Below are 18984 nucleotides of genomic sequence, written 5' to 3'. Positions count from 1 at the left end.
AATAGGGAATAGGCAATAGGGAATAGGGAATAGGGAATAGGCAATAGGCAAAAGCTAATATTGTCCGATACAAAAAAGCTAACTAATGCTAACAAAAGTTGGCTTTTTCTTCCTGTTTAACCCTAGAAGTGTCGGCACTATCTAGTTCACAGGCTAACACGATCAATCTGACCGCTTCTTGTTTTAAATTAATCGCAGCGTTTAAATCTCTGTCAATCTCAAAGCCACAGTTATCACATTTAAACACTCTTTGAGATAATGACAGTGATGATTTCTTTTCTGTCACCTGTCACCTGTTCCCTATTCCCTGTTCATTGTAAATCTGCAATGCAGTGCGCCAGACTGTGTAACCTTGGGAATTGAGGTGTAAACCGTCGGTGCTAAGTTCTCGACGCAGATCACCTTGCTTGTCAGTGAACAAGGGATGTAAGTTGACATATTTAATTTTTTGTTGATTCGCTATTTTTTCTAGTTCCTCATTTAACTTGCGAATACGACTGTTAGGAATAGCTAATAGTTTTTCCCGTCCTTCCCAAGTTGCTTCTTCTCCCCCATGTGGCAAAATCGACTGTAGAACAATTTTGGCTTTGGGGTGTTTTTTCCGTAGATAACGGATGATTTGTTTTTGATTGGCTAAAATTTCTTCATCACCTACGCCGCGAATCATGTCATTAATGCCAATCATGATTAAAATGACTTCTGGTTTGGTACGGTCAAATAACTCTAATCTTTTTAATAATCCTTCGCTAGTTTCACCAGAAATTCCCTGATTTAACCAATTTTTGCCTTCTGGCAATAAATCAGGTGGAAACCATAAACTTAAAGAGTCTCCAGCTAATATGGTTAATTTTTCTGGCGGTTTTTCGGCTGCTACTTTGGCTTCTTGTTTAAGAATTTTTAGCCATTGTTGGTAATTTAGTTTATGACGTGGTCCTAACTCTGGTATGAAAGCTTGGTTTTGAGGGTTGAGGTTGACTGGTTGTGGGGGAGTGCTAGTTGCAAAGGCAGTGGTCAATTTCTGCTGTCGCCAAATCAGTAAAATGATGGCTAACATCAGGATACCATTTGTCACCAGTAAGAAAAATCCCCAGATTGGAAATGGTTTTGCGGAAGTGGACACGATTAAAAAATTAAAAATTCAAAATTAAACCTTGAAAATTTATTCTGTGGTCAGTTAATGCCGAGTAAGTTCAATTTACATCAAGTTTACAAAAATTTAGTAATTTGGCCTTTGAATCTTAAATGATAAAGTCCCCAAATTCTTTAAGAAGCTGGGGATCTCACGGACTTGCAAATAAAAAATAACCAATTGTTGAGTAAACAGGGGAGGTGGAATGATGGGGAGATGGGGAAGATTAATAGCCCAGTCACCAGTCACCAGTCACCAGTCACCTATCACCTATCACTATAAACGTTAATGCGATCGCCAAACTCGGAGTTATAACCTTCTTCTCCGTGTTCGTGGATATCTAAACCTTGGTTTTCTGCTTCCTCTTTTACACGCAGACCAATGGTAGCATCAATAAATTTGAGGATGATCCATGTACCAGCAGCCGCGATGATATAAGCTATGGCGATCGCTGCCAATTCTACAAATATTTCCCCAAAATTACCACGTAATAGCCCATCTTTCCCGCTTGGGTTGACTTCGGTACTAGCAAAGATGGCGGTTAAAATTGCTCCTAATGTTCCACCCACACCATGTACAGGATAGGTGTCTAAGGCATCATCTACATTCAATTTGTGCTTGAAGCTCACAGCATAAAAGCAAACAAGAGAAGTAATAAAACCTATTAGTATTGCTGCTAAGGGTGTGACAAATCCTGCGGCGGGAGTAATACCAACCAAACCTGCTACTGCACCTGTAGCAGCACCTACGGCGGTGGGTTTTCCTCTCAGGGTTGCTTCTAAAATTAGCCACATTAACGCACCAGCGGCGGCTGAGGTGTTGGTAGCAACAAAGGCTACTGTGGCAATACTACCCGCAGATAAGGCACTACCAGCGTTAAAGCCAAACCAGCCAAACCAAAGTAAGCCAGCACCTAATAAAATGAAGGGGACGTTATGGGGTGGACTCAGACGATCTGGGTGGTTTTTCCGAGGTCCGAGAACTGTGGCTGCTACCAGTGCAGAAACTCCTGAACTAATATGCACTACTGTACCACCAGCAAAGTCAAGAGCGCCTAAACCACCGTATAAGCCCAAAAATCCACCTTTTGCCCAGACAGCATGCGCTAGGGGTGTGTAGATAAAGGTTGACCACAATAGCACAAATAAGCAATAAGCGCGGAAACTCATCCGTTCGGCGATCGCCCCAGAAATTAAGGCTGGAGTAATAATTGCAAACATGGCTTGATAAATCATGTATGCTTGATGGGGTATTGTTCCCGCATAAGAAACTATTTCTTCCGGGGCTGAACCTTGCAAATATCCGCTTGTTTCTAAACCGACACCGTTTAACCCTAACCACTGTAACCCACCGATGAAGGGTAAACCAGGAGCAAAGGACAAACTATAACCCCACAAAACCCAGGTGACTCCGACAATGGCCATCAACACAAAACTCATCATTAAGGTGTTGAGGATATTGCGCGATCGCACAAACCCACCATAAAAAAATGCTAATCCAGGTGTCATCAACAATACCAGTGCCGATGAGATCAGCACAAATGCCGTATCTCCAGTATCAGGAGCAGTTGGTGTATTTGTTCCTTGGGCTAAGGCATTACCCATGAGTGGGAATACTAACAAACATAGGGTTAAAACCCCAATCATCACAAATTTCTTCAACACTTGTTTTTGTTCCTATGCACCGAATTACTTCACATTATTTATTGGAATAACGTGATGCTTGATACCATTTATGTTGTGAAAGTTACTCAAATTTCCTTTTGGGAGAACCTTAACAAAAAAATAATATTCATTATAGTTTCTAATCCTAATAGTTTCTAATCGTAAACATAGAAATTTATTTATGTATTATTTGCATAGTTTAATGTAAAAATTTGCATTATATATTTATATTTATATATATACAAAAAAGCTTAGATAAGATTTATACAATAAAAAGTATCAGTAATAATTTTTACTATATACGTAGTAATTCATAATTACAAATTACGAGGCAGCATCCCAATTGTCAAAAAATAACCACAGCAACACTAAAAATCTCTTAAACTTTCTTACCTTTGTGTCCTTTGCGCCCTTTGCGGTTCAATCATATTAAGCCTTGGGGCATATTATTTCCATAGATAAAAATAAATTTACGCATTTGGGATGCTGCCAATTACGAATTACGAATTACGAATTACGAATTATTAATGACTTCAAATCTTGAATAACTGCGGTAGCAGACTGATAGCGATCGCCAAAATGATAACAAACCATTTTATCTAAAATCCTTGCTAATTCATCGCTAACATTAATTCTGTTTCGCCACATAATATTACCAGTTTCGGGATTTGCTGGTAGTTCTTGGGGAGGTATACCTGTAATAGCTTGAATACCAATCATACCTAAAGCATAAATATCACTACATAAGCGGGGATGACCGGCAAATTGTTCTGGTGGTGAATAACCTCTTGTGCCGATAGCAACAGTAGCTAATTCCGTTTCTCCTTCTATTCGTGGTTGAATTAATTTGACAGCACCAAAATCTATTAACACCAAGCGATTATCTTGAGTACGTCTGATAATATTTGTAGGTTTAATATCCCGATGAATTACACGGTGTTGATGGATAAATGATAAAATTTCTAAAACTTCTTTCAACATATCTACAACATAAGCTTCACTTTTCACGCCTGTTTCTGGGGGTAGTTCTTCACTTAAAGTATGTCCAATAATATATTCTTGAACTAAATAAAATTCTTTATTCTCTTCAAAAGAAGCAAACAATTTAGGAATTTGATCATGTTTTCCCACTACTGCTAAAATTTCCGCTTCCGTGTTAAATAATCTGCGGGCAACTTCCATAAATCTTGTATCTCTACGGGCGGGCATTAATTGTTTAACTACACAAATAGGATTACCTTTTTGTTGTGTATCTTCTGCTAAATAAGTACATCCAAAACCACCAGAAGCAAGGGTATTTAAGATTTTATAACGCCCTGCTAAAAGTAAATCATCAGTTTTGAATGTTGATATTTCTGAAAAATCAAAGTTGTTAAAATCCGATGGCAGTTGTGTCGATTGATCCAATATTAAGCTGATTTGAGCAATAGCTTCTTGTTGTTTTTCAACTTGCAGCAGAATAGCTTGATTTTGTTTTTGAGTTTGATAAGTCGTGTAACCCATGACAGCAACACTAGTAATAACTAAAGCTAAAGAAGGAGTAAATAAAGGTATCCATATTGCTTGCAAATACAAACCAGCCGCAATTCCTACAATACTAACAATAATAAAAAATTCTACTATTATTAATAGTAAAGGATGTCGCCATTGCCTTGCTACAATAGCACCTACAATAGAACAAATCCAAATCCATAACCATTCATAAGTATCTGGAAAGTAATATATTATAGGTCGATTATCGAGAACTGTACTAATAATTTGGCTGGCTATTTGGGCATGAATAAAAACACGAGGCATTCTCGCTGGTTGGTCTGATAAATTGCTATAAGGTGTATAGTAACCAGGATGTACACTAGCGGCAGTAGTTCCAATAATTACTAAGCGATCTTTTACCCAATTGGGGTTAACTTGATCTGTGAGAACTTGTGTGAGAGTAACTTGTTGGGCTAGGTTATTCGGGTGACGGTAATTTAATAAAATTTGATAGCCATCGTCATCTGTATCTTGATAATTACCTGCGTCTTTATATAAGCGGGGAAATATAGTTTTACCTATTTGTAATTCTTGTTTTTCAGTAAAACTATATTCAATACCTTGTTTTTCTAAATAAATAATAGCTAATAAAGCAGCAAAGGAAAATCTAGTTTTACATTGATGATCTTCTGTTGTATAATCAACAAATAATAAACCACGACGGATAACTTGATCAACTGCGTTATCGGTCACTACATCATCAAAACCGATGTTATCTATAGGAAAATTGGCAGGTGGGGCAACTTCTGATCTATCAATATTACTTAATAAACAAGTGGCAATAATTTGATTTGGCTTTTTGAGATTAGCAGCTAAATTTTTTTGTTCATGGCGATAAATATTTAACCCAATGACACGGGGTTGATAAGACTCTAATTTTTTTAGTAATTTATTAATAGTTTGATCGGATAAAGGCCATTTTTCCCTGTTCAGATCCTCTTGAGTAATTGTCACTAATAAAATTCTGTTATCAGGAGGTTCTGGAGGGCGCGAACGCAACATCTGATCATAAATGCTTAACTCACTATTTTGTAACCATTTGATTTCACTTATTACCCATATTAAACTTGTCACTACTAGACTACTAAACAGAATAATTGATAGGAAATTAGGGACACTAAAAGTTAAAGGTGAACGTTGATCTTGCAGGAGAACAGCACGGATTTTTACTAAAATTTCATTAATCACTGTGGAAATAACCTAGTTTGTTGACACTCTCCGGGCTAAGACCGGGTAGATTATACATTCTACGTCAGAATTTGCTTCCTTCAACTTTCAATACTGTGGCTGATTAGAGATCAGAACTTTTGTATTATCAATAGACCTCTTGTAGTCATTAAATCTGTATAACTTGAAACCTGTTCTAGAGACAATTTATGAATTGTCACTACCATAATTTTCACAAGATGTGTAATATGATATCAAGTTCTAAAAGCTAAAATTGAAACCATGCAAATCAAACTAATCTCCGAAAATAAACTGACACAGGAGCCAGAAGAACAGGTTTTTAACCTGCCAGTAGCTATCGGAAGAGATGATATAGATAAACTTCCTAGAGTTATCAATGGTGAAAGGGTGTCTCCTGTACAGTTATCAGACTCTACTAAACAAATTTCTAAGCTTCATGCTCAAATTACCTTAGAAAACAATCAGGTTTATTTAGAAGACAAAAGTACCAATGGTACTAGAATCAACGATCAAAAACTACTTAAAGAACGTCGGAAGTTAAACAGTGGCGATATACTGGGAATAGGTAATTACACTATTACCGTTATTCTCATTGAAGCCAGCGATGATGATGCTACCATTGTACTGGAAAATGATTCCACAATTTTTAACCCCCAATCTGAGATTATTCCTGCATCTAGGGTACGGAAGTCATTAGATTCTGAATCAACCATCATTTTTAACCCTTACACGGATGCCTTAGAACAGCAAACTCCTAACACTCTACCTAGTCAACCTGCGGGTTTTCCCTATAATTTCAATTTTTGGAATGCAGAAAAAGTTTCCCTAAAAGCTATTGATCGCAGTGGTGTTTTAGTCAGAGAAACAGAATACCTGGCCTGTGGGGGAGGAATGGGCAGTTTTGTTTGGGTGGATATGTTGAGAATCGCAGGAGTTAAACCAGAAAATATTAAAGTTTTGAGTGTTCAAGACAAACCTTATAAACGCTATGAAAGCCTCCTGAGAAACTGTCAAATTCCCCGATATAAAAGGATTCGTTCTGGTTCAGATTCCTGTCCTGATAATATTTGGGGGTGGCCAGGATATGCTTTAAGAGATGCTTGGAGATCCTTCTTTTCTGGACAAGTTGGTGCAGCTTTAGGATTTTTGTGGCAAATTTTCGCCGAACCTGTTTATGCAGATACTTACACCCCTCGCGGTAAAGATGTATTTGAGTCTATGGACCGGGAAGGCGATCGCATTAGTTGGGGTAAAATGTTAGAATATGGCAGTATTCGCAGTCTACGACAAACGGAAGATGGGCGTTATTGTATTGCCTATTCCACTTCTGATGAAGAAGACGGAAATCACCAATTTTTATTAGCTAAATATGTCCATCTCTGCACAGGTTATCCCAGAATTAAACTACTAAAAAACCTGCAAAAATATCGTCAGCAATATCCCGAAGAAAGAAATCATCCAACTGTAGTTCAAGGTTATGAACCCCATGATTACATTTACGAACAATTAGAAAAAAGAGGCGGTACTATTGTCCTTCGAGGGTCAGGAATTGTCGCCTCACAAATCTTGGAAAGGCTGTATGAAGCCCGAAAAATCAACAAAAATATTAGGGTAATTCATTTAAACCGAGAACCCCGCAAAGGTGATCAATTTGGGCGAGCTAAACGCCATGTAGAAAATGATTGGGAATTTCAACCTTTTAACTGGCCAAAAGGAACTTGGGGCGGTGATATGCGGACAATGTTAGAAGCCGCTGATCCCTTCAGACGACGGGAATTATTAAAAGCTTGGGGAGGAACAACCACAGCTAGTCGCAAAAAATGGCGCGACATTGTTCGTCAAGGAATAAGGGAAGGATGGTATACAATTCGTTATGGTGAAATCATCAGACTAGAACGTAATTCCCAAAGTCAAGTTGTTGCTCATATAGACAGAGGTCTAATAACCCTAACCGCTGATTTTGTTATTGACTGTACAGGATTAGTTTCTGACCCTTTAGAAAGTCCATTTTTAAAAGACCTAATACTGCATTACGATTTAGAACTAAACCTAGAAAAACGTTTTCATGTAGAAAACAACTTTGAAATTAAACAACTGCGAAATCATCCTTCTCGCATATATGCAGCAGGAATTATCACCTTAGGCGGTCCCTACGCCCCCGTAGACACATTTTTAGGACTACAATATGCTGCCCATCGTTCTATCGAGGCTTTGGCGGCTGAAAAAGCTCCAGGAGTCCGCTATATTGAAGGAATTTATTCGCTTTGGCAATGGTTAAAATGGGCATTGAATCAAAAGCCTTAATTGCTTTCAAAAACCTTAATTTACATTATTTCTAACAACACTTCTAACAGCATTTCTAACCACACTTTAACCACACTTCTAACAACATTATGACTCCAACTTTATTCGGACGTTGGCAAACGCGAATTTTTTTATTAGCAACAGTGGGAATGTTAGTTTCCCTGCTTTTTTATCAAGGATATTTAGGCATTGCTTCCAATTTAGTTTACTTTTGGGTTGTGTTTTATGTAGGTTTATTTGGCATGGCCTGGGATATCCTATACGATTTTCTGCAAAAATATCTCTGGGACCACGACTGGCCCGGAATATTTCAACTTTATGCAGGAGTTATAGAAGGGGTATTTCTAGGTTTAATCATTGCCAATATCGGTTTACCTCATATTCCTAAAACCGAATTTCACCTAACCAGATTTATTCAACATTATGGTTTAGTTTGGTTAGCAGTTTATTTATCTGCTTGGGTAGTTATGCGGTTATTATTTCCCCGGTGGCGTTTTCGCGGTGGCGAATGGATAGGTAAATGGCCGAGAATTTCTTAGGGATTGATGATATATGAATGATCGGCACTTTCTCGCTTTCGTCACAAATTTCTAATACTGTCATCAAAAAAATAAACATTTCTATGAATCACCGGCACTTTCTCGCTTTTGTCACATCCTCAATATTCATAGTAGGATTAGCCTCAGGTTGTAGTTCTCAGTCTAATAAGACAACCCTAACTTCCAGCCTTAAACCTACTGATAATAGTAATTTTGATCCAAATGCTATTCAAGGGCAAAATATCCCCGCTAATGCCCCTTTAAAACTCGCTAGTAAAGTGTTCAATGTCCAAGACTCTTTTGTTTTAAAAGGTTTTGATGCCGTTGCTTATTTTCAACAAGCAAAGGCAATTCCAGGTAATAGTAATTTTACCCACAAATGGCAGGATGTAAATTGGCGATTTTCCACAGCCGAAAACCGCGATTTATTTATTAAAAATCCTGAAAAATACGCTCCTCAATATGGAGGATTTTGTGCTTGGGCTGTCAGTAGAGGATATACTGCACCTATTGATCCTAATGCCTGGAAAATTGTGGACGGTAAGCTGTACTTAAATGTTAATTTAGACACTCAAAAACGCTGGGAAAAAGACATTCCTGGAAATATTCAAAAAGGTGATCAAAAGTGGCCAGATATAGCCAAAAAACTTCGTCGTTAATGAGTATTTAGTCCTACTTTAGATCCCCGACTTCTTAAAGAAGTCGGGGTTCTGGGTATATTAGACCTCTCCAAAATATAATGTATTAATAATGTATTAATTTGTCATAAGTTGTAGGGGCGAAGCTTATGGGCGATAATTTAACGGAAAAATCAGACATCTATATATCCCAAATGCTTCGACCTGCCCCCATAAATAAGTTCCATAATTTCTTTTCTGGAGATATCTATTGGGTATATTATATATGTTGGGATCTTAAAATCTGATCATTAGGAAAGGGTAATTTATGAATTACTCATAAGCTGATGTGCAGCTAAACTGTATAATCAAAAAACCTGAAGTTACAGTAGCACAAGCATCTTGCTTGTATTTTATTACTTTTCATGTCATCACAAACTCAATCACATTGTAACTATTCCTATCATATTACAGTTCGCTGTAACAATAGAGAATTTCGCTTAACCCGTTTAGAATGTCGTCAAATATTTCTATATGTGATTAAAAAAGCCATAGAGAAATATAGTTTTAAACTCTATAGTGTCTGTATTATGAGTAATCATATTCATTATTTAATTGAACCAAAAGAAGCAGAAGAAATACCGAAAATCATGCACTATATTAACTGGTATTCTGCTATGTGTTTTAATAGAATGTTAAATAGATGTGGACATTTTTGGGAAAAAAGATACCATAGTACAAGTTTTTCTAACAATGATAAAACCAGAGCTTTAAATACTATCAGATATATTCATGCTAATCCCCAAGCTGCTGGTATGCAAAATGGTTTTTTCTATGATTTTAGTAATTATGGAGTTTATGAAAGGTTAGGTGATGATGGAATTACCACTTGGCACCCTGCTTTTTTAGCTTTAGGAGAAGATCTAGAAGAATGTAGTCGTAAATATAAGAAATTTTGTCATCAATATAAATCTCAAGAGAAAAAAGGTAAAAAATTTTATTGGGGGGATAAATTATTACCTAAATTAACAAATAAAAAAAAGAAAAATCAGAAAAATCAGAAAAATCAGAAAAATCACCAAAAAAGTCAACAACAGCAAACAGATGAAGATGCTAAGAGATTATATGAAGTTTGGCGAGAAAATAATCCTGAAATAATCAAAATTGCGGAAAAGTTTATCTTTGCTAATTGTTACAATCCTCATCATGTTGGAGAGTTTTTGCAAAATTATTCCTATTATTGACAACCTATTTGGGGTTTTTCTGGGGTTTTTAGGTGTGAGTGTGTCTATATCCCTATTTAATCAATTATTTCTGTATCAGGTAATACTTTATCTATGTTTTGTAGGTCGGGTTAAGCAACAGCGCAACCTGACGTTTATGTTAGGTTTTTTACTCATACCAACCCACAAATTTACTACAGGTATACTACACCAACTGCCTAACAGGTAATGAAATCCCCAAAGCCTAATAAATCGGTTATTTACTTCTTGATAAGAAATACTTATAATCTTGTATAACGCTTATGGGTTATAGTCTAGAGAAGAGAAAAGAGTACCCCTACTTCCACCCTACCCATCCCCACCCCAAACCACCCAAAACCCCCGCCGGCAGGTGTCCTGTTGGTGCATTTGTACTAAAGGTGTAACTAACGTGACTGAGCCAATCACCATTTTTTCTCCAACCAACGCGATCGCCTAACTTTTGATAAGTATCCCAGTCAGGTTCTCCATCTAACTTACCACCCAACTCCAGCCAAATTTGCTTTTGTACAGAAAAGCCAAACTTACCATTGCTATATTTTACCCATAATTGATCCATTTTCCGCAATTCCTGTCTGGGAAAATTTTTCACATCTTCAATTCTTAAAAATCCTTCCTGTTCTCGTTTAGTTAACTTTAGCATCAAGTTCCAAGTTTCTAAATCTGCATCTCGCCATTTTCCTGCTTTTAATAATGCTTCTAAATTTTGAAATATAACAGGTGTAGATTCCGTTGTAGCAGAATCAGCAGGTTCACCTTGAGGTGTTGTAGCAGAATCAGCAGGTTCACCTTGAGGTGTTGTAGCAGAATCAGCAGGTTCACCTTGAGGTGTTGCAGCGGAATCAACAGGTTCTTGAGGTGTAGATTGCGTTGTAGGAGTAGGATTATCAGGTAAATCCGGTAATTTTTCCGTGGCTATTTCCTGAACTCTATTTGTCGTTTGTTTTCCTCCTGAATTTATGATAATTGGATAAGCTAAAAACACAGTAGAAGACAAAATAATTCCACCGATAATAATAATAAAAAATTTAGGGAATGGATTAGGATCGAATTGATGAGGATTGATAACTTTTGTATCATCTTTAGAATTGATTTTTTTACCTTTAGAATGCTTATCAGCAGGTTCTATGACTTCAGTTACTATCCGAGGATTGATAACTCCTTTCGTATCATCACTAGGATCGATTTCTGTATCTGTAGAAGACTCATCAGGTTTATTCAGAGGCTTGATTTCCTCCAAAGCTTCTATGACTTCCGTTGCTGACTGGTATCTATAATAAGGGTCTTCTCGGAGCATACGCCTTAATATCTTACCTAAAGGTTCACTAATATGGGGATATTTTCGCCAATTCCAAAGATTCTTGACATCGCGGGAATCTCTGTGAGATTCACCTGTCAATAATCGCACACAAGTAGCAGCCAAAGCATATAAATCACTGGAAGCATTAACTTGTTTACGGGATCTTTGTTCTGGAGGAGCATAATTATCATCTCCAAAGACAATAGATGTTTCATTAGTGTCAATATCACCTTGAATTACTTGTTTTACTGCTCCAAAATCTATTAAATAAAATTTGTTCTCTTCTTCTGTAGAACGGATAATATTCTGGGGTTTAATATCCCGATGAATAACTTTCTTATTATGGATAAATTTTAAAACTGGTAAAATATTTTTTAATAAATCCAAAACTTTTGTTTCTGAGAAAAGTCCTTGTTGTTTTAGTTCTTCACCAAGATCCTTTCCTTCAATATATTGTTGAACCAGAAAATTAAACTCTTGTGGAATATGCAGTAGAGGGTCAGGTACAGTTATGGAAAAATAATCATACAAGGAAGGAATGTTACCTCCCCCTAATCTTTGCAAAGCCTTAGCCTCCTTTTCAAAGGCTTCTTTGATCCCTGCAACAGTTTTAGGATCATCATAAAGATCCATTCGTAATTGCTTAACAACACAATAGAGTTTTTCTACTGGCGGATTCAAATCCTCAGCGAGAAAAGTATATCCAAAACCCCCTTTTCCTATACGTTCGATAATTTTGTATCTTCCTCTTTTTCCCTGTAAAATTTTTCCCTGTAAAATCGGCAGTGGTTCTTGATTCCCCGTCATTTTCTTACCCCTGGTTTACCGCATTCTTGATCTAACACCTCAAGTATTATAATAGCAGTAATTGTGAACTCTTATTTAAATCACAAAAGTCAGTACAAGTAGGTCGGGTTCAGCAACAGCGCAACCTGACGATGTTGGGTTTCGTACCTCAACCCAACCTACAAACTACGAACTCACCTAACAGGTAATGAAATCCCCAAAGCCTAATAAATTGGTTGTTTATTTTTTGATAAGAAATAGACATCTCCGTAAAAAATGTAGAGACGTTGCATACAACGCAATACTGTTCGGTTAATGAAATTTTCTACTTAAACAATCTATTAGACATCTCCGGTCATGAAATGTGCATAACCTGAAACCCATTCGTAGGGACAGTTCATGAATTGTCCCTACATCTTTTTCGGAGAAGTCTATTGTATAAAAACAACAAATCCTTGAAGCTTATGGGATATCTAGATGTCTGATTTTTCCGTTAAATTATTGCCCATAAGTTTCGCCCCTAGTTTCAACTTATGACAAATTAATACATTCTATTTTGGAGATGTCTATTGTATAGAATGTTCTTATTTATTCCTGTGAGGGTTTGTTAACTTCTTCCATAGGAGTTAACATTGTGACAGCAACAGGAGTTGATGAAATGGTTGATGAAATGGTTGATGAAATTGGAGTTGATGGAGTTGGAGTTGATGGAGTTGATGCTTCTAAATGCGATGGTTCTGGTAATATTTCTGCTTGTACATCACTGAAATAAGAACCGACTATTTTATCGTAATTGGAAACAACCGCTAAGAATGCTCCGCCTAAAATATAGATAGGTAATGGTAGAGATAATTGTTTCACCCAGTCAAAAAATTCTGCCAAAGCAAATAATACAAAGAAACAGGCAAGCCAAACCCTCATTTTTTCTTCCCCTGCACAGAAACAACTATATTTAACTATATTTAACTATATTTAACTATATTTTTAGATTAAACAGCTTGCATGATGATGCAAAATAGAATTATTAGACTTCTCCAGAAAAGAAATTATGGAACTTATTTATGGGGCAGGGTGAAGCTTATGGGATATCTAGATGTCTGATTTTTCCGTTAAATTATCGCCCATAAGCTTCGCCCCTACAACATAAGCTGTTATGCCTTTAACTTGAATAATTAATACAAGCAAGATGCTTGTGCTACTGTAACTTCAGGTTTTTTGATTATACAGTTTAGCTGCACATCAGCTTATTACAAATTAATAGATTCTATTGTGGAGAGGTCTATTGGGGATTTTGGGTAAAAATCGCAATGGTAGCGATCGCATCTAATACAGCCGTTTCCTAAGTTATGAGGTACAAGGCTAACAGGCAGGATGCCTGTTCCACAAGGGTTTTATGATTTCCGTTTGTACCTCACTAAAATGAAATATGCTGTAAATGAATCGTCACTGCTTTCTCAAAAATTCCGCTTTTTCAATCCTCTGACTTTAACCAAAGCGGTAATTGTCAATTCTTCATTGTTAATTGTCAATTATTGAAAGCTACCCAAACCATAAACCACCGTAAGTTGCGACAGAGAGACATCAGCAAATTACAGTGGTTTGTTTGTAACTAAATAATTCAAAAAAATGGGAAAATCCGAATTTACTACATCAACTAAGGTGGACCCGATTCGCAATCTACCAATCAGAATTGTGCATCCTTCATTCTAACTAGGCAGGCATTTCTGGCTATGCGTTTCAAAACCTCCAATTACAACTCGATGAAATCAAGGCTAAAACACTTGGAAGCCACAACCTAACCGTGATTGCGATGACATTAGAGCAGGAGGTACAGGCTCTAATTCAGTTGTTTTTGTTTGAATTTTTAACCTTTCTGTACCATGAAAATAATCTAGCATGAATTTTTGAATGTGTGTGATATATTTACTAAAGTTGATTTTCTGTAATATCTCGCAATAATTGTGAAATATTGCTTAAAATTTAGGGACTAGGGAATAGGAAACAAGGAACTTTGAAAAAGCGAATTTTTTATTTTTCCCCTTGCAAGGGAAGGTTTTAAACCGTATGGCTAACGCCACGCTACGCTATCGGCTGACGCTCACGGCGGAAGCCTTGAATGAAAAAATTGTCAATTTTCAATTGATCAAGGTTTGCCCAACTTCGCAAAAATCAAATAGGATTTCTGTATACTGTATTTATGCTGATTATTCCCAAAAACTTCCTCAACTCAACCCAAACACCTCACAGCGGCTACCACTGGGACGGTACAAGTCGCCGTTTTTTTGAAGGTTGGTATTATCGCGTTACATTACCGGAAATTGGGCAAACCTTCGCTTTTATGTATTCCATGGAAGATCCTATTGGTGGGAAACCTGATAGCGGTGGTGCTGCTCAAGTCCTGGGTCCAGATGATGAATATTTGTGTCGCACATTTCCCGATGTCAACAAATTCTGGGCGAGTCGAGATGTGTTAGCTTTAGGACATTGGGGAAAAACAAACTTAAAAGTTTCTCCTCACTATCTCCTACCCCGTGACTTTACACACCATATTCAAGAAGGTTATCAAGCTACAGCTACTTTAAATCAAGGCATAATCACCGATCCTGCTACGGGTAATTACTGCCGTTGGCAGTATGAAATCAAACCTGTTTACGGATGGGGTAATCAAAATAGTATCCAGCAATCAACCGCTGGCTGGTTGTCTTTTTCACAGATTTTTGAACCAGGTTGGCAAATTTTAATGGCTCACGGTTTAGCCACCGGTTGGATAGATTGGAATGGTAAAATTTACGAATTTACCAACGCCCCAGCCTACGGGGAAAAAAATTGGGGTGGTGCGTTTCCTCAAAAATGGTTTTGGCTTAATTGTAATTGTTTTGACAACGAACCCGATTTAGCTTTAACTGCTGGTGGTGGCAGACGTGGTGTATTATGGTGGATGGAATCAGTAGCCATGATTGGTATTCATTATCAAGGGCAGTTTTATGAATTTGTTCCCTGGAACTCACAAGTAAGCTGGCAAATTCAGCCTTGGGGTAAATGGCAAATGCAAGCCAGAAATTCTCATTATGAGGTGGAATTAACAGGAACTACTGATTTACCAGGTACACCCCTACGCGCACCCACCAGCAATGGTTTAGCGATTTGTTGCCGGGATACAATGCAAGGTAAGCTAGACTTAACACTGCGAAAATTCAGTAGTTGTAAAACTCAAATCACTTTCAAAGCACAGAGTAATCTTTGTGGTTTAGAAATAGGTGGTGGTAGTTGGGAGAATAGTTGGCACTCTGACTAAATCTACTGCTATCATTGTAGATGTTTGTTTATTTGGGGCTGTAGCTCAGTTGGATAGAGCGGTCGCCTCCTAAGCGACAGGCCGTGCGTTCAAGTCGCACCAGTCCCGTATATTTACATTAAACTACAAAGTTGAACAATTAATGGGTCTTAACCCCTATGATAAATTGTCTAATATAAGTTAGGATAGTGCATTGAAGAGAGCGACCCTATTTATATCGTGGATACATACTTTTATACATAAGCATCTACCAAGTTCTGATTTGGGTTTATTTTGCCCAAATTTCTTAATCTACAGCAGTTTTCATGTCTTTAGACCACAGTCAGGGCGAAGCATTCGGATGATAGTCTTAGGTAAAAACCGATAATTAATTGTCCGAATGCTGATGCTTCCAGCACGCTTCGCGAACGCCCTTACATTGTTGACGCGAAACCTAAATCAAAATGTGGTTTATTTACCTGAAAATAGCTGTAAATAATTTTTAGATAAAATTTTTGAGATAAAATTTTTTAGATAAAATTTTGATGTTCGCAAACACACTTACACAGCCTTGAAAAAGCTATTGTTTAAAGGTAAATCTTTGCGGTTTATGTCTTTTATCCTACCCCTGTTTATATGGTGGGGATACAAAGAAATACAAAATCAGTTTGTACATCCACAAGCAGTCTTAGTTTTGGGCGGTTCTACTAAACGTTTAGAAAGGGAGAAGTTTACCGCTGAATTTGCCAAAAAGCATCCCAATATACCAATATGGATTACTGGTGGTAGTCCACCTAGCTATACGAAAGAAATCTTTGTTAAAGCTGGAATTAATCCTAAGCGTTTATATTTAGATTATGAGGCTGTTGATACAGTTACTAATTTTACTACGTTGGTAGATGATTTGCAAGCAAGGGGTATCAAAAGCGTTTATTTAATTACTTCTGATTTTCATATGCGCCGTGCTTGTGTAATTGGTGAGATTGTTTTGGGTAGTCGAGGTATTGAATTTAAGGCGGTATCTGTTCCCTCAAAAACTGCACCAGAACCTATCGAAAAAGCTATCCGCGATGGAGTTAGAGCTATACTATGGCTAGTAACTGGTTATACAGGAGCAGAGCAAGCTCAAACTAAACGCTAACCTTTATTAATGAGGGCGTTCGCGAAGCGTGCTGGAAGCATCAGCATTCGGGCGATCAATTCTCAATTTTGATCACAGGTTATTTTCCTGTAAGGGCGAAGCATTCGGGCGATCAATTCTCAATTTTGATCACAGGTTATTTTCCTGTAAGGGCGAAGCATTCGGGCGATCAATTCTCAATTTTGATCACAGGTTATTTTCCGAATGCTTCGCCCCTACGATTCCTGACTCCTATTCCCATAACTTACGTCACGCTGCGCGAACACGAAAAGACTTTCTCGGCAACCCCTAACTCCAATCTAAAATCTAAAATCTAAAATCTAAAATCTAAAATCTAAAATCTAAAATTTTCTTCCCCAGTCCCCAGTCCCCAGTCCCCAGTCACCAGTCCCCAGTCCCCAGTCCCCAGTTTCCTGTTCCCTTCTGACTATGCCAATAATATATCTATGGACAAACGCCATTTTTTACAAATTAGTGCCGTCTTAGTCGGTACAGCCTTTTTTTCACGGTATATAACTGGGAGTTCAGAACCTATGGCATCTGCGGATACACAATTTGAAGTCACCAAAGCTGAAGAGGAATGGAAGTCTATTTTAACGCCGGAACAGTTTCAGGTGTTGCGAAAACATGGTACAGAACGACCTCATACCAGTCCTTTAGACAAAAATTATGAACCTGGTACTTATGTTTGTGCTGGGTGTGGACAGCCTTTGTTTATTTCAGACACTAAGTATAACAGTGGTACTGGTTGGCCTAGCTTTTTTAAACCTATTGATGGGGCGATCGCTACTACTGTAGATCGTTCTTTTTTCATGACCAGAACTGAAGTTCATTGTAGCCGTTGTGGTGGACATTTAGGCCATGTATTTAACGATGGACCCAAACCCACTGGTTTACGTTACTGTATGAACGGTGTTTCATTGAAGTTTGAACCAGCTTAAATTCATTTATCAGTTATCAGTTATCAGTTGAGGAAGTTCAACATCAGAAAATATCTCAACATTTCCTGATTTCTTCTGGTGGTGCGGGCATCTTGCCCGCTAATCATAAATAGGGGTTGCTGAGAAAGTCTTTCCGTGAGGGCATAGGAGTCAGGAGTCAGGAGGAGATTTGAAAATTTCTTTGCCATCTCTTGAAATCCCCAAAAATGCACACTTTTTCCGGTATACCCTTCAAAACCCTTGCACTAATTTCTGTGTTTATCAGCCTCTAACCTTTGATATATCAAGGTTTTAGGTTTATTCAGCAAACCCTACCCTGGCTAATCATAAATAAAGGACAGGCAGGATGCCTATCCCACAAGATAGGATAATTTATCCCATTACCCATTACCAATTACCCATTACCCATTACCAAACTATAACCAATCTCGATAAGCAGAGATTTCATTTACGCCAATTTCAAAGGGCATTCCTTTACCAAAAGGCGGATAAACTCTAACTTTTGCTTCTTTGGTAAATGGTTCTAAACTTTTACCAAATTGGGGAATATTGCTGACTATATGCCAGTAAGATACTATATCAGGAGCGTCAATAATTAATAACAGAGCATTACCGTTTTTGGTGATATACCAATGACAGTTAGATAGCAAGACTTGGGTAATGCGATCGCAAGCGTAATAAAAGCATCTGCCAATAGACTGCTCTAATTCCATTTGTAACATTCCGTCCTGTTTTGTCACCTCTACGGGAGGTAAATCATCAGGAGGAAGTAACGGCAGTTTAGACATAATTTCGCACCTCTTGATTGTAACGCTGCAAACTCTCAAAATTTTTTTACAGAAATAAAGATGAGGGTTTGAGTGCTATTGTGCTGAGATTTTATTCGTCCTGGAATTTCTTGATTTTGTCGCGGCAGGTTTGAATATCCCCAATTATCCAATTTTCCAGCAAATAATCTATTTCATAACAGATATTTGTTTGATAATAGGATTGTTGGGGATGGGGACTATTCTGCATTACTTGAGTCGAGTTAGCTATGGTTTTCTGGCTAAATTTATGGATGAAAGGTAAGGCTTTATTTACCGCTTCATCATCAGTTTTAGTCACAAAAAAGAACCGCGCTAACAGAAATTGATCTGCACCACTGTTATTGATTTGTCGATATATGTTGACAGTATTTCTCAATCTCAAAAGAGAAAAAGTTGGACTCCCCATTAAACCAAAAGAATTGTCAGCAGCATATCTAATTACATCATCATCAACACTGGCGATATTGCAGAAAAGTCCTATTTTCATGATTGGCTAT

At 37.5% G+C, this 18984-nt stretch carries 16 protein-coding genes, 1 tRNA gene and 1 pseudogene; 9 read left to right on the top strand and 9 right to left on the bottom strand.

The window, feature by feature from the left end; all coding sequences use genetic code 11:
• Positions 1–88: 88 nt before the first annotated feature.
• A complete protein-coding gene (locus tag H6F45_RS16360; protein ID WP_236104002.1) occupies positions 89–286 on the bottom strand; it encodes a transposase in 198 nt (65 codons plus the stop codon).
• Between the two features lie 3 nt (positions 287–289).
• Positions 290–1120 carry an SGNH/GDSL hydrolase family protein gene (locus H6F45_RS16355; protein ID WP_347237740.1) on the bottom strand — a complete coding sequence of 277 codons (831 nt, stop codon included), beginning with the start codon at positions 1118–1120 and terminating at the stop codon, positions 290–292.
• 168 nt (positions 1121–1288) lie between these two features.
• Between H6F45_RS16355 and H6F45_RS27060 the strand changes: the two genes are divergently transcribed.
• Positions 1289–1411 (top strand): hypothetical protein, encoded by a 123-nt coding sequence (locus H6F45_RS27060; protein ID WP_272109692.1) that lies wholly within the window; start codon positions 1289–1291, stop codon positions 1409–1411.
• Here H6F45_RS27060 and H6F45_RS16350 read toward each other — a convergent pair.
• Positions 1396–2793, bottom strand: coding sequence for an ammonium transporter (locus H6F45_RS16350; RefSeq protein WP_096572130.1), 1398 nt, complete (start codon positions 2791–2793; stop codon positions 1396–1398). The genes H6F45_RS27060 and H6F45_RS16350 overlap by 16 nt on opposite strands.
• A 507-nt stretch (positions 2794–3300) precedes the next feature.
• Positions 3301–5514: a CHASE2 domain-containing protein gene (locus tag H6F45_RS16345; RefSeq protein WP_190347724.1), complete on the bottom strand. Its 2214-nt coding sequence runs from the start codon at positions 5512–5514 to the stop codon at positions 3301–3303.
• 261 nt (positions 5515–5775) lie between these two features.
• On the opposite strand from H6F45_RS16345, the gene H6F45_RS16340 reads away from it, so the two are divergent.
• From H6F45_RS16340 to H6F45_RS16325, 4 genes are all read left to right on the top strand, one after another.
• A complete protein-coding gene (locus H6F45_RS16340) occupies positions 5776–7818 on the top strand; it encodes an FHA domain-containing protein (protein ID WP_096572128.1) in 2043 nt (680 codons plus the stop codon).
• Between the two features lie 89 nt (positions 7819–7907).
• Positions 7908–8357 (top strand): hypothetical protein, encoded by a 450-nt coding sequence (locus H6F45_RS16335; RefSeq protein WP_096572127.1) that lies wholly within the window; start codon positions 7908–7910, stop codon positions 8355–8357.
• Between the two features lie 83 nt (positions 8358–8440).
• Positions 8441–9016: a YHS domain-containing (seleno)protein gene (locus H6F45_RS16330; RefSeq protein ID WP_190347723.1), complete on the top strand. Its 576-nt coding sequence runs from the start codon at positions 8441–8443 to the stop codon at positions 9014–9016.
• Between the two features lie 383 nt (positions 9017–9399).
• Positions 9400–10218, top strand: a complete 819-nt coding sequence (locus H6F45_RS16325) for a transposase (protein ID WP_190347722.1) — start codon at positions 9400–9402, stop codon at positions 10216–10218.
• A gap of 316 nt (positions 10219–10534) precedes the next feature.
• Here H6F45_RS16325 and H6F45_RS16320 read toward each other — a convergent pair whose 3' ends face one another.
• Both H6F45_RS16320 and H6F45_RS16315 read right to left on the bottom strand, forming a co-directional pair.
• Positions 10535–12343, bottom strand: a complete 1809-nt coding sequence (locus H6F45_RS16320) for a serine/threonine-protein kinase (protein ID WP_190347720.1) — start codon at positions 12341–12343, stop codon at positions 10535–10537.
• A 567-nt stretch (positions 12344–12910) separates the two neighbouring features.
• On the bottom strand, positions 12911–13243 hold the full coding sequence (locus H6F45_RS16315) for a hypothetical protein (protein ID WP_190347718.1): 333 nt from the start codon (positions 13241–13243) through the stop codon (positions 12911–12913).
• A gap of 1276 nt (positions 13244–14519) precedes the next feature.
• Here H6F45_RS16315 and H6F45_RS16310 point away from each other — a divergent pair.
• The 4 genes from H6F45_RS16310 to msrB all read left to right on the top strand — a co-directional run bounded on the left by H6F45_RS16310 (position 14520) and on the right by msrB (position 17678).
• A complete protein-coding gene (locus H6F45_RS16310) occupies positions 14520–15617 on the top strand; it encodes a tocopherol cyclase family protein (protein ID WP_190347717.1) in 1098 nt (365 codons plus the stop codon).
• 34 nt (positions 15618–15651) lie between these two features.
• A tRNA-Arg gene (locus H6F45_RS16305) sits at positions 15652–15725 on the top strand.
• Positions 15726–16206: 481 nt separating this feature from the next.
• Positions 16207–16737 (top strand): YdcF family protein, encoded by a 531-nt coding sequence (locus tag H6F45_RS16300; protein WP_096572121.1) that lies wholly within the window; start codon positions 16207–16209, stop codon positions 16735–16737.
• 446 nt (positions 16738–17183) lie between these two features.
• Positions 17184–17678, top strand: coding sequence for a peptide-methionine (R)-S-oxide reductase MsrB (msrB, locus tag H6F45_RS16295; protein ID WP_190347715.1), 495 nt, complete (start codon positions 17184–17186; stop codon positions 17676–17678).
• A 23-nt stretch (positions 17679–17701) separates the two neighbouring features.
• On the opposite strand, the gene H6F45_RS16290 is transcribed toward msrB, so the two are convergent.
• The 3 genes and pseudogenes from H6F45_RS16290 to H6F45_RS16280 form a co-directional block, all read right to left on the bottom strand.
• Entirely contained in the window at positions 17702–17866 is a 165-nt protein-coding gene (locus H6F45_RS16290) for a hypothetical protein (protein WP_190347713.1), read from the bottom strand.
• A 228-nt stretch (positions 17867–18094) separates the two neighbouring features.
• The gene (locus tag H6F45_RS16285; protein ID WP_096572119.1) at positions 18095–18466 is read right to left on the bottom strand and encodes a hypothetical protein; all 372 of its coding nucleotides are present in this window, start codon (positions 18464–18466) and stop codon (positions 18095–18097) included.
• Between the two features lie 46 nt (positions 18467–18512).
• Positions 18513–18980 (bottom strand): annotated as a pseudogene (locus H6F45_RS16280) (LLM class flavin-dependent oxidoreductase); the annotation flags it as partial.
• Positions 18981–18984 lie beyond the last annotated feature (4 nt).

The sequence above is a fragment of the Sphaerospermopsis sp. FACHB-1194 genome, from assembly GCF_014696235.1.
GTDB lineage: Bacteria > Cyanobacteriota > Cyanobacteriia > Cyanobacteriales > Nostocaceae > Sphaerospermopsis > Sphaerospermopsis kisseleviana.
The sequence above is the reverse complement of the archived record's forward strand: the minus strand, read 5'-3'. Positions and strand labels throughout refer to the sequence as shown.